The 11,874-nt window shown below is 39.9% G+C and carries 14 protein-coding genes and 1 pseudogene; 10 read left to right on the top strand and 5 right to left on the bottom strand.

The window, feature by feature from the left end; translation table 11 throughout:
- Positions 1-99 precede the first annotated feature (99 nt).
- The 6 genes from ACB089_RS22180 to ACB089_RS22155 all read left to right on the top strand — a co-directional run bounded on the left by ACB089_RS22180 (position 100) and on the right by ACB089_RS22155 (position 5,329).
- Positions 100-777 carry a uracil-DNA glycosylase gene (locus tag ACB089_RS22180; protein WP_374963954.1) on the top strand — a complete coding sequence of 226 codons (678 nt, stop codon included), beginning with the start codon at positions 100-102 and terminating at the stop codon, positions 775-777.
- 76 nt (positions 778-853) lie between these two features.
- Positions 854-1,033 carry a uracil-DNA glycosylase gene (locus tag ACB089_RS22175; protein ID WP_374963953.1) on the top strand — a complete coding sequence of 60 codons (180 nt, stop codon included), beginning with the start codon at positions 854-856 and terminating at the stop codon, positions 1,031-1,033.
- Positions 1,030-1,296 carry a YwdI family protein gene (locus tag ACB089_RS22170; RefSeq protein ID WP_374963952.1) on the top strand — a complete coding sequence of 89 codons (267 nt, stop codon included), beginning with the start codon at positions 1,030-1,032 and terminating at the stop codon, positions 1,294-1,296. Before ACB089_RS22175 ends, ACB089_RS22170 begins: the two co-directional genes overlap by 4 nt.
- A 353-nt stretch (positions 1,297-1,649) precedes the next feature.
- The gene (locus ACB089_RS22165; protein ID WP_374963951.1) at positions 1,650-2,030 is read left to right on the top strand and encodes a DUF423 domain-containing protein; all 381 of its coding nucleotides are present in this window, start codon (positions 1,650-1,652) and stop codon (positions 2,028-2,030) included.
- Between the two features lie 594 nt (positions 2,031-2,624).
- Positions 2,625-3,887: a group II intron reverse transcriptase/maturase gene (gene ltrA / locus ACB089_RS22160; protein WP_374963429.1), complete on the top strand. Its 1,263-nt coding sequence runs from the start codon at positions 2,625-2,627 to the stop codon at positions 3,885-3,887.
- A 263-nt stretch (positions 3,888-4,150) separates the two neighbouring features.
- Positions 4,151-5,329 (top strand): M20 family metallopeptidase, encoded by a 1,179-nt coding sequence (locus ACB089_RS22155; RefSeq protein ID WP_374963950.1) that lies wholly within the window; start codon positions 4,151-4,153, stop codon positions 5,327-5,329.
- Positions 5,330-5,442: 113 nt separating this feature from the next.
- On the opposite strand, the gene gerQ is transcribed toward ACB089_RS22155, so the two are convergent.
- Positions 5,443-5,781 (bottom strand): spore coat protein GerQ, encoded by a 339-nt coding sequence (gerQ, locus tag ACB089_RS22150; protein WP_368636116.1) that lies wholly within the window; start codon positions 5,779-5,781, stop codon positions 5,443-5,445.
- A 21-nt stretch (positions 5,782-5,802) separates the two neighbouring features.
- Positions 5,803-6,120 (bottom strand): annotated as a pseudogene (locus ACB089_RS22145) (cell wall hydrolase).
- 697 nt (positions 6,121-6,817) lie between these two features.
- Between ACB089_RS22145 and ACB089_RS22140 the strand changes: the two are divergent.
- Complete coding sequence (locus ACB089_RS22140; protein ID WP_068985238.1) at positions 6,818-7,000, top strand: hypothetical protein; 183 nt, start codon at positions 6,818-6,820, stop codon at positions 6,998-7,000.
- 56 nt (positions 7,001-7,056) lie between these two features.
- Here ACB089_RS22140 and hemQ read toward each other — a convergent pair whose 3' ends face one another.
- Positions 7,057-7,806 carry a hydrogen peroxide-dependent heme synthase gene (gene hemQ / locus ACB089_RS22135; protein WP_068985239.1) on the bottom strand — a complete coding sequence of 250 codons (750 nt, stop codon included), beginning with the start codon at positions 7,804-7,806 and terminating at the stop codon, positions 7,057-7,059.
- Positions 7,807-7,963: 157 nt separating this feature from the next.
- On the opposite strand from hemQ, the gene ACB089_RS22130 reads away from it, so the two are divergent.
- Entirely contained in the window at positions 7,964-8,797 is an 834-nt protein-coding gene (locus ACB089_RS22130; protein ID WP_374963949.1) for a biotin/lipoate A/B protein ligase family protein, read from the top strand.
- A 33-nt stretch (positions 8,798-8,830) separates the two neighbouring features.
- Here ACB089_RS22130 and ACB089_RS22125 read toward each other — a convergent pair whose 3' ends face one another.
- Positions 8,831-9,481: an RsfA family transcriptional regulator gene (locus tag ACB089_RS22125; RefSeq protein WP_374963948.1), complete on the bottom strand. Its 651-nt coding sequence runs from the start codon at positions 9,479-9,481 to the stop codon at positions 8,831-8,833.
- A gap of 237 nt (positions 9,482-9,718) precedes the next feature.
- Between ACB089_RS22125 and ACB089_RS22120 the strand changes: the two genes are divergently transcribed.
- Positions 9,719-9,943 carry a DUF1450 domain-containing protein gene (locus ACB089_RS22120; protein WP_049667962.1) on the top strand — a complete coding sequence of 75 codons (225 nt, stop codon included), beginning with the start codon at positions 9,719-9,721 and terminating at the stop codon, positions 9,941-9,943.
- 162 nt (positions 9,944-10,105) lie between these two features.
- Here ACB089_RS22120 and ACB089_RS22115 read toward each other — a convergent pair whose 3' ends face one another.
- Positions 10,106-10,237, bottom strand: a complete 132-nt coding sequence (locus tag ACB089_RS22115) for a hypothetical protein (protein WP_374963947.1) — start codon at positions 10,235-10,237, stop codon at positions 10,106-10,108.
- A gap of 84 nt (positions 10,238-10,321) precedes the next feature.
- On the opposite strand from ACB089_RS22115, the gene ACB089_RS22110 reads away from it, so the two are divergent.
- A complete protein-coding gene (locus tag ACB089_RS22110; RefSeq protein WP_374963946.1) occupies positions 10,322-11,695 on the top strand; it encodes an HD domain-containing protein in 1,374 nt (457 codons plus the stop codon).
- Positions 11,696-11,874: the final 179 nt, after the last annotated feature.

Genomic DNA, 11,874 nt, shown 5'->3' with positions numbered 1-11,874 from the left:
CCTCAGAACGCAATTATGCTGAGGCGTAATTAATCTGATGCTTGAATTCGACATTATTTTTTTGTACCGTTGTAAGAAGAGAAAGGGGTTAATATTACGATGAAACAAGTATTCTCGAATGATTGGCAAGCAATACTTGCAGATGAATTAGACAAAACTTACTATAAAGAGCTGCGTCAATTTGTAGCACATGAATATTCAACACAAACTATTTATCCACCAATGAATGACATCATGAATGCATTTAATACAACAGCTTATCATGATGTAAAGGTCGTAATTTTAGGCCAAGACCCATATCATGGACCCAATCAAGCACACGGATTAAGTTTTTCGGTCATGCCAGGAATCAAACATCCACCAAGCTTGCGAAATATGCTGCAAGAGTTACAGGAGGATCTTGGTTGTTCAATCCCTCAAAACGGTACATTAACAAAATGGTCACAGCAAGGTGTAATGTTATTGAATACAGTATTAACAGTTCGGGCAGGTCAGGCCCATTCTCATAAAGAGCAAGGGTGGGAGCAATTTACGGATGCTGTTATTGATAAATTAGCCTCAAGAGAAAAACCGATTATTTTTGTACTTTGGGGCAAACCAGCACAGCGGAAAAAATCAATCATCCGTAATTATTCAACACCTCATGTCATTTTAGAAGCACCTCACCCAAGTCCTCTTAGTGCCTATCGAGGTTTTTTTGGCAGTAAACCGTATTCGAAAATAAATGCACAGCTAGTACAATGGGGAGAGCAGCCAATTGATTGGTCTCTAGCGTAGATTGGCACAAATCGTTTACTTTATACACTTATAGATTCATGTTACAGTTAATAATAGAAGAAAGTGAGGGGCAACGATGAAGGTAAATTGTTTCAAATGTCAATATTTTAAAGTAACATGGGACCCACAAACGCCACGGGCCTGTGTAGCATATGGCTTTAAAACAAAGCAAATACCATCCGTTGTGGTTAAACAATCCTCGAGCACGGACTGTCTAAAATTTGTGCCAAAAGCAGAAAGTGGGAGAATGCAATGATTCCTTATCAAGCCGTTATTCAACAACTTGAAAAACAATTATCGGGTGTAAAAAATACGGGGAACGAACAGCAAATTCGCGAAGCTTTAACAGCAATCCGAGCATTATGTGATGTGGTATTAGACTCACCTGATGGCATTTCGAAAGCGCAGTCAAAACATTTGCCACAAATGCTAGTATCAGAGCCGAAGCAATCAAGTTTATACACAGCAAAAATTGAAGAAGTAGACGGGGCAAATGGCGATTCAATTTTTGACTTTTAATTATCTTCATTCAGCGAAGACTCCCACCTCTGAAGGTGGCTAGATGAATGCGGATATGGTTCCTTTTCAGTTGGTGTCCCAACGCCTACTGAAATAGGGGAACTCAGTCTAAGAACGCCACGTCCTGTGGCAATTTATCTGTGCGAAAGCGAAGCGACAGCAACAAGGTTTTATCTGTGCGAAAGCGAAGCGACAGCAACAACAACAACACACGACTAAGGGAACGACATCACGTTGGCCCAAAGCCTCCGGCGGAAGTCACGGATTTTGAAAGGAATGAATTGTGCAGGCGCAATTCAAAATCCGGACGCAATTACGCCAAGGCGAAATTGATTAAAGATAGGAGAAATGACATGAAAAAATTTATTGTGACAGGTGCACTCCACGGCTTTTTGGCAGTGGCATTAGGTGCATTCGGTGCACATGCTTTAGAAGGAGTTCTAGACGATTATGGGCGTGGGGTTTGGGAAACAGCTGTTCAGTACCAAATGTTTCATGCCACGGCTTTACTAGTCGTTGGCTTATTGATGAGCTCCAAACTACTAGGAGAGGTAAAGCAGTTAAATTTAGCTGGAATCTTTTTCAACCTCGGTATTGTCTTCTTTTCAGGAAGCTTATATGTACTGGCAATCAGTGGCATTAAAATTCTAGGTGCAGTCACACCAATTGGTGGAGTACTATTTTTAGCTGGATGGGTTTTAATCATAGTGTCTGCCATTAAACATGCTCGTTAGATGAACGTACTCCTTCACCGTTATATGTGAGGGAGTTTTTTGTGTGCGCCCGGCATGCGTATGAACTATAGGGTGCAAGTCCCGAACCTCGAAGACAGAAGTAGAGGTTAGCCAAGAGCAAGGGTGTCCGTGGCGACGCGGAATCTGAAGGAAGCTGGAGGCAAAACACCGGTCCGAGGAACACAAATCTCATATAAGGCTAGGTATGATTGGATGAGTGTGCACAACAACACAAAGTCCTTTCTGTCGAAGGTCATATCGAGTAAATGAGGCGGATAGATGGTGTGAAAGTGCATACGCTTACCCGGGGAGGTCTGATGGAAACGCAAAGTACACTTTGTAACCTACTTAGCGATAGGTAGCTGAACCATCAGAAGTCAGCAGAGGTCATAGTACCATTCACTTCTAGAATGAATGGAAAGGACCGAACAATTCGGAGAGAATAGCCCTTGGCATGCAGTTTTCTATGATAAACACAGAAAATCCAGAAGGACCGACTTAATGGAGGTAATGGTGAATCCCATGAGGGACATTGAGCGGGTGCAGTAGAAACTGTTATAAGAAGACAAGCTATTCACGGAGGAGTCGAACGAGATGTTAATGAATCAAATTTTATCACGAGAGAATCTGCTTCTCGCACTCAAACGGGTGGAACGAAACAAAGGGAGTCATGGAGTAGACAAAATGCCCGTAAAATTCCTACGACAGCATGTAGTCGAAAACTGGCTAACGATTAAGAAGCAAATTCTTGAGGGAACCTACCAACCACAACCAGTTCGCAGAATCGAAATCCCGAAACCTGACGGCGGTGTGCGACTATTAGGAATCCCAACCGTGACAGACCGACTCATTCAACAGGCAATTGCCCAAGTGCTATCCAACCTATACGACCCGAACTTCTCGAATCATAGTTACGGATTTCGACCAAAACGAAGTGCTCACGATGCAATCCGAGAAGCCAAAGGCTATATAAAAGAAGGATATCGCTGGGTAGTAGATATGGACTTAGAGAAATTCTTCGACAAAGTAAACCATGACCGTCTAATGAGTACATTAGCGAAGAAAATTTCTGATAAACCTCTACTCAAGCTGATTCGTAGATACTTGCAATCGGGTGTCATGATAAATGGTGTCGTTTATGATACAGATGAAGGAACACCCCAAGGGGGTCCACTGAGTCCACTTCTCTCAAACATTGTGCTGGATGAATTAGACAAAGAATTAGAGAAACGTGGTCATAAATTTGTCCGTTACGCCGATGACTGCAATATTTATGTGAAAACAAAACGAGCAGGAGAACGAGTGATGGCAAGTATCAAAACCTTTATTGAGAAGACGCTGCGATTGAAAATAAATGAGAAGAAATCCGCAGTGGCTCGTCCTTGGCAACGTAAATTCCTAGGATTTAGCTTTACCTCCCGCAAAGAACCACAAGTTCGAATTGCGAAAGAGAGCATAAAGCGAATGAAGAACAAAATTCGGGAATTAACAGCTAGAAAGAAGCCATTTCCAATGGAGTACCGAATTCAACAATTGAATCAATACTTAATTGGGTGGTGTGGCTACTTTTCATTAGCGGATACGAAATCAATATTTGAATCACTGGATGGATGGATTAGAAGAAGACTTCGCATGTGTTTATGGAAGAATTGGAAGAAGCCTCGTACGAAAGTGCGCAACCTTATTCGCTTAGGAGTTCCAGACTGGAAGGCTTACGAATGGGGCAATACTCGCAAGAGTTACTGGCGTATTTCGAAAAGTCCAATATTACACAGAACCCTTGGTAACTCTTATTGGAGTAACCAAGGGCTCAAAAGTCTGCAAGCTCGTTATGAAATCTTGCGTTATTCATCTTAATTGAACCGCCGTATACGGATCCGTACGTACGGTGGTTGGAGAGGTCGGGAGTTAGTCACTCCCTCCTACTCGATTGGTAGTTGCAACAGCTAGTGACAATGCTCCAATATGAAAAAAGCTCGGACATAAAAAGAATTTATACGGTTTCTCCACAATATAATTTCTAGAGAATAATAGTTTTAATTCCTATTTTTATTGTAAGAATTTATAGTACACTATTATTACCAGAAGAGTTCGACAAATAGAAAGAGAGGTTTAGTGATATGGAGAAGCTATATACATTACTAGATAATAACTATGATGAAATGATTGCGATTCGCCGTCATCTACATGAATATCCGGAGTTATCCTTTGAGGAAGTAGAAACACCAGCTTATGTAGCTGCTTTTCATCGTGCTTTAGGACATGAAGTTCGTGAGCATGTAGGAAAGCGTGGGGTAGTTGCAACATTACATGGTGGGAAACCAGGAAAAACAGTAGCATTGCGAGCTGATTTTGATGCGTTAGCGATACAGGAAGAAAATGATGTTCCTTATAAGTCAAAAATTGATGGTAAAATGCATGCATGTGGACACGATGGTCATACCGCGACTTTACTTGGGCTGGCTAAGGCACTCAATGCAATGAAGGATGATCTTGCAGGTAATGTAGTATTTATCCATCAGCATGCGGAAGAAATTGCACCAGGTGGAGCAAAGCCGATGATTGAAGATGGCTGTCTAGACGGGGTAGACGTTATTTTCGGTACACATTTATGGGCACCAACACCATTGGGAGATATTTTGGTTAGAGATGGAGCAATTATGGCTGCTGCGGATAAAGTGGAAATCATGATTCAAGGTAAAGGTGGTCATGGTGCGGAGCCGCATCATTCTATTGATGCTGTTGCTCTTGCTTCACAGTTTGTTGTCAATGCTCAGCAGCTTATATCTAGACGCATTGATCCATTAAAATCAGCGGTTTTAACAATTGGCCATTTTGAGGCGATTAACCCTTTCAATGTTATTGCTGAACGAGTTGTGCTAGCGGGAACGGTGCGTACTTTTGAGGAGCAAGTACGTAGACAGATGGAGAAAGAGATTGAAGCTGTACTAAATGCCACTTGTCTAGCTTTTGGTGCAAGCTATGAATATCGTTATACAAGAGGCTATCCCCCTGTTTACAATCATATGAAAGAAACAGAATTTATTGCTCGGCTTGCAGCAGATGTACCAGGAGTGGAAAATATAATAACGTGTCCACCGTTTATGATAGGTGAGGACTTTGCGTATTATTTAGAGAATATACCTGGTACATTTTTCTTCACAGGTGCCAAAAAGCCTGAGTGGGAAGTGGCATATCCTCATCATCATGCACGCTTTGACTTTGATGAACGTGCAATGTTGATTGCTGCCAAAACATTAGGAAAAGCAACATTGCAGTATTTACAAGAAAATCAATAGTAAGCTCCCATGAACGTTCTATATGGCTTGAACTTACAATAAAAATTGGCATGCTAGGACGTATCCTAACATGCCAATTTTTCCCTTGCCCGTGGGAAGCGGTGTGAAATATATTACGGATTTTGATTAAAATAAACCATTTCCTCATCATATTCAGCAAAATCAAAGTAAATCATCGGGAATAGGAAACGGTGATTTGATTTGAGCTCACGAAGAATAACATGATCTCGACCAGCAGCCTCTACAACACCTCGCACAACTTTTGTGTTTTTCCCTTGTTCAATGGCATGCTCGAAAGAAAAATGGAAGGTACCAGGTTTTCCGCGATTCAAACGCAAAATATTTTCAATATAGGATTCCTCACGTCCAGGTGGTCGTCCGTTTTGAAGTGTTGCTGGAGGAGGAGGAGTCATTGGTTGTTGCGTTGTCGGTGTCCAATAATAAGGCATCATAAGTTATCAACCTTCTTTCTTTTAGATTTGAGGACAATCCTCTTCGGTAGGCGAGAAAAAGCAATCCACTTTGTATCTTCCCGTGTTCCACTGACCATACCATTATGCAGGACAATCTTCTTCAGGTCTGAAAAACCATAGCGAACGAGTTGTTGGATGGAACTCTTATCCTTTGATAACTCTATTTGCCAATCTAATGACTTAATCACGTGCTCGCTGATCCATAGCCTTTTGTTGTCTCTTCACAGCCCCCTTTGATGCCGAAACCGTCCGAATATCACCAAAATCTAAACAATCTGCTCGTACACGATTGACGCTAACAGTGCTGACCATCAGCATACCTAATTCTCCGTCGCCTTCTGCCTCAGCGCGTATAAGCCTCACGAGCAGGGCTGTTTGTGTATCCTTCTCTTTATAACGGCGATTTTTATTCCTCCTCGCAGACAGTATATGCACGATGGTATTGTAGACATGTTCAATTTTTATGAAAGAAATTCACATCTTAAAATTGCTAAGCATATATTAGCCATAACGAGTAGTCTGTAAAGAGGGCCAGATTTTACATGTGAGGTGAAAAGGTATGGAGATTGGTGTGTGGGTAGGTATTTTATTGAGCGCTGTGTTGGCATTTTTGGTAGGGGATTTTTACGGACAGCCACTCCATTGGTATCTCTTTATATTAATAATCGTAGTTGGTTTTTTCATCCATACCGTTATATTAATTTTGAAAGTTAAGGATGAAAAGTCTTAAAGTACAAGACAATCATATGAAAATAAGAAAGTGTCATCGTAATGGGTGACGCTTTTTTATTGTTAAGGAAACTATGGGTTTTTTTGCCGGTGGATCACCTAGCGCATAATCGTCGTCTAGACGAAAGCGTTAGACCTCGGGCGAAAGAGGTGGCCTTCCAACGTTCTTTTTGTTAAATTTTTATGATTATATAGCTGAAGTATTTTGTTTTGCAAGTATATTGAAAATAAATTGTGACATACTAAAGTAGAAAATTACTTTTTGCTTTTAAAAAGGAGTGTTACAATGCGTATTTTTGGTATGTTTGTAGCAATTATCATAAGTGCATTTATGGCCGTTGGTATAGCAGAATACTATCATCAACCATATAATTGGTATTTGGTTTTCCTTATGATTCTAACTGGTTTTTTTATTCATACAATTATTTTAATATTGGAATCAGAGAACAGCGAAGAAAACGAATTGTAAAAAATGCGAGCCCGTTAGTCAGGACTCGCATTTTTTATATTTAAAACCGTTTTCGATTAAACAGTTAAGAATTTCGCTAGTTTTTCGTTATCAAGAAGGTTACCAACGAAGAATGCACCAAACTCACCGTAGCGAGCTGAAACTTCATCGAAACGCATTTCATATACTAATTTTTTGAATTGTAATACGTCATCGGCAAATAATGTTACGCCCCATTCGTGATCGTCAAAGCCAACAGAACCAGTAATAATTTGTTTAACTTTACCAGCATAGCCACGACCAATCATACCGTGAGAACGCATTAGAGATTTGCGGTCGTCCATTGAAAGCATATACCAGTTATCATTGCCTTGACGACGCTTATCCATTGGATAGAAGCATACATGCTTAGCACGTGGAAGTTCAGGATATAGTCGAGCACGCACATGTGGATTTTGGTATGGGTCTTCGTCTGAATCGCCAGCTAAATAGTTAGAAAGCTCTACAACAGATACATAAGAATATGTAGGGATTGTAAAATCAGCAATCGCTAATTTATTAAATTCAGCTTCAAGCTCTTGTAGCTCATCCATTGTTTCACGTAATGTCATAATCATAAAGTCAGCTTTTTGACCAACGATTGCGTAAAAAGCATGAGCACCAGTTTTAGCGATATCAGCCTCGTTTAATTTTTCTAAATAAGCAATGAATTCTTCTACTGCTGCTTGACGTTCTTCAGCAGAAACTAGTTTCCATGAAGCCCAGTCGATTGAGCGGAAATCATGCAAAGCGTACCAACCATCTAAAGTAATTGCTGCTTCATTCATTATTTAAAACACTCCTTTATAAGTGAATACCATTTGAATTTTAGTTTATCATAGTTTGTACAAAATCCCTATGTTCATGATTGCATTTCACGAATTTGACACCTTCCATAGATAATGTATGCTAAAGAGAAGAGATGTAAATAGAGGAGCACCAATCATGAAAAGTATATTACAACAGCCAATTTGGCGTTTTTACGATCAATCCATTAGTGCAAAGCAAAGATCGCCACTTGAATCCTTTGCAACAGATGATACATTATGTCAGCTAGTTGGACAATTAGCCTCTCCGCCAACTATTCGTACTTGGGTGCATGATGCCTCTGTTGTGCTTGGTATTCAGGATCACCGTTTACCATATGTGCAGCAGGGGATGGACTTGCTTAAAACACGTGGTTATCATCCTATAGTACGCAATTCAGGCGGATTAGCAGTTGTCCTTGATGAAGGTGTACTGAATATTTCTGTTGTTTTATCTGAACAAACGGAAACGCTAAGCATTGATGATGGCTATGATGTAATGGTGGATTTAGTAAAGGGATTATTCCCTGAAGTAGCGGATCAAATTGAAGCCTATGAGATTGTAGGTTCCTATTGCCCAGGCTCCTATGATTTAAGTATTGAAGGAAAGAAATTTGCTGGTATTTCTCAGAGACGTTTACGCCAAGGAGTAGCCGTGCAAATTTATTTATGTATTGAAGGTAGCGGTTCAGATCGAGCTGCACTCATTCGTGACTTTTATGAGGAAAGTCTAAAGGGAGAAGAAACCAAATTTACGTACCCTAACATTGTCCCTGATGTGATGGCGTCACTATCCGAACTTATGGATGCATCATTAACAGTGGAAGATGTTGTTATTCGTTTACAGCAGCTTCTTTACAATATGGCTGAAGAAATTCGTTTTGAGTCTTTTAGTGATGAAGAACTGACGTCATATGCATTCTATTTACAACGTGTTTTAGAACGCAATACGAGAATGCTCGAACCGAAATAATAGATTACAACGACCAAAGGAAAAGCGATGCTGCTAACTAAGCGCATCGCCATTTTCTTGTTGATAAGCAGAGCTACTCACAACGAGATTTCCGTTTTTCTCCATTTTGAAGACAGGTGCAATTCGTTCTTCCTCTTCATCTAGTGTTACTAGTCGTCTAGCGCGGTTCATAATTTGTACAAATTGCTCGTAATCTTTGCGAATAGATCTATTTTCCTCTTCCAGCTGTGTAATGGTCTTCTCTAGTTTTTTATTTTTCTCAGAGGTTACGTGTACAAGCTGTCTCCATTTTGTAGACTCATTACCTATTTCACCAGAGTGTTGCAAACGTAGTAAATAGGCTATGACAATATCAAGAGATAATGCAGAAAGAGGAATTGATTTACCCTCTGCGGCACTATTATTTACTGTAAACATACTAGTAGTACGTCGTCTTGCTGGAGCACCCAACACTCGCATTCTCTCTTTTCTTTCTTTTTTCGCATCTGCTAATTGCTCCTCGAACTCTTTACGAACAACAGCATTCCAGCGAAAACCACAGGCTGCGGCAGTACGGTTCAAAGCATCGCCAGCTTCTTCGAAGGCGTTTAACTGCGTACTCCCTTCCGTTACATGGCGAATAACCGCCTCTGCCAATAATTCATCATTTTCTTCTAACCAAGCATCTTGTCTTACTTTACTCATAGTAAAATCCTCCCACCTTTATTTGGAACTTATTTATTTATGACTAGCATGACCAATCTTTTAACCTTTTATTCATCTATGTGGAAGGAATTATGCTTGAATACAAGGTGAAAAGTGCGATACAATACCCGATGTAGGTTTGTGCGTATGCTGCATACTTAAATATGTGAAGGTCATACGTTCAATAGAGCGGTTTTTTGATTGAAAAAATACTATATAGAAAGGGTTGTTGACAAAATGGCAAACGAATTTAAAGTTTGCGATGAATGTCAGGCCGTTAACTTAAAAACGTTAATTCCAAAATTAAAGGAAATCGATCCTGATGCAACCATCGAAATTGGCTGTCATTCTTATTGTGGTCCAGGACGTAAAAAAACATTTACCTTCGTAAATAGTCGCCCTGTTGCTGCATTAACGGAAGAAGAACTAATGGAAAAGGTTTTAGCAAAGTTAAAGAAATAAGTAAAACAAGGCGCTATCTTCACTAGTTGAAGATAGTTTTTGTTTTCTTGTGCGTATTTAATATTGAAGATAGAAGAGGTAAAGAGATGGATAGAACCGGCGGAGTGACGGAAAGAAGAGTCAGAGCGACGGATAGAACCATCGAAGTGACGGAAAGAAGAGTCAAAGCGACGGAAAGCCATCGAGGTGACGGAAAGACGAGTCAAAGCGACGGATAGAATCGGCGGAGTGACGGAAAGAAGAGTCGAAGCGACGGATAGAATCATCGGAGTGACGGAAAGCTATCCGTCGCAAGGGAATTAGGTCAATAGAATCCTAAATTAAGACGAGAATACAGTGAGTTAGGTTGATAGTCTCTATAATTAAAGGGAAATATGTATGCTAGTCCTACATTTATCGCATATAATAGAACAAATAGGAAACGGGGGTGCTGTACAATTGACACATTATGCAAAAGCTAAATTGCAAGAGGAAAAAGTATTCAAGGACCCGGTGCATCGCTATGTGCATGTACGGGATCAAGTGATTTGGGATTTAGTTGGGACGAAAGAATTTCAGCGATTACGTCGAATTCGCCAGCTAGGTACAACGTTTTTAGTATTCCATGGAGCAGAGCATAGCCGCTTTAGTCACTCACTTGGTGTTTACGAAATTGTACGTCGCATAGTAGATGATATTTTTGCAGGTCGTCCTGAATGGGATGAAGATGAGCGACTACTTGTGCTTTGTGCAGCCCTACTACACGATTTAGGGCACGGGCCATTTTCGCATGCTTTTGAAAATGTCTTTGAACTTGATCATGAATTTTATACAAGACAAATTTTGCTCGGCGATACAGAAGTGAATGCAGTATTAAAAAAAGTATCGACTGATTTCCCTGAGAAAGTATCACAGGTAATAGAGAAAACATATCCGAATAAGCAAGTCGTCAGTTTAATATCGAGCCAGATCGATGCTGATCGTATGGATTACCTACAGCGTGATGCGTATTTCACTGGCGTAAGCTATGGTCATTTTGATATGGAACGGATCTTAAGAGTAATGCGTCCGCGAAAAAATCAGGTTGTTATTAAGGCGACAGGCATGCACGCGGTAGAGGATTACATTATGAGCCGCTATCAAATGTACTTACAAATTTATTTCCATCCAGTGTCTCGCAGTGCAGAGGTTGTTTTAAATAATATTTTAAAACGCGCTAAGCAGTTAAGCTTGGCGGGCTACAAATTTAAGCACGAGCCTACACACTTTTTAGCATTTTTCCGCAACTCCATTCAGCTGGAAGATTATCTTGCATTAGATGAGAGTATTCTTTTTACATATTTTCAACTTTGGATGCAAGAGGAAGATGCTATATTAAGTGACTTGAGTCGCCGCTTTGTCAATCGAAAGCTATTTCAGTACATCGATTTAGATCCAGGTGTCGAGCTAGACAAATATCAAAAACTACAAGAGCTCTTTAAGCAAGCCGATTTAAATCCAGAATACTATCTTGTCCATGATACGACGGCAGATTTACCTTATGATTTTTATCGACCAGGAGAGGAAGAAGTACGCGTTCCTATTTTCTTAGAAATGAAAAATGGAGAGCTACGAGAACTTTCTCGTGAATCGATTATTGTTGATTCTATTTCTGGGCGCATGAAGCGGGATCATAAAGTATATTTCCCACTTGATTTCTTAGAGGACAACAGTACCCATTCCGTTGTGAAGGAACAAATATTAACTTTACTGCGAAAACAGGAAAAAAAATAAAAAAAATTTAATGTATAAATCATGTATGTCAAATGAGAGCAGTTTAATAGGATACCAACATATTGATAATGAATAAACAGTAAAAGTACTCAATGAGAGTAATCTTTTACTGTTTTTTTTTGCTGTATAAAGATAAATAAAATGGAAAATATATAGAAATTTTTTGAATTATATAAATA

It is taken from the genome of Lysinibacillus sp. RS10 (genome assembly GCF_041956855.1).
Lineage (GTDB): Bacteria > Bacillota > Bacilli > Bacillales_A > Planococcaceae > Lysinibacillus > Lysinibacillus xylanilyticus_A.
The sequence above is the reverse complement of the archived record's forward strand: the minus strand, read 5'-3'. Positions and strand labels throughout refer to the sequence as shown.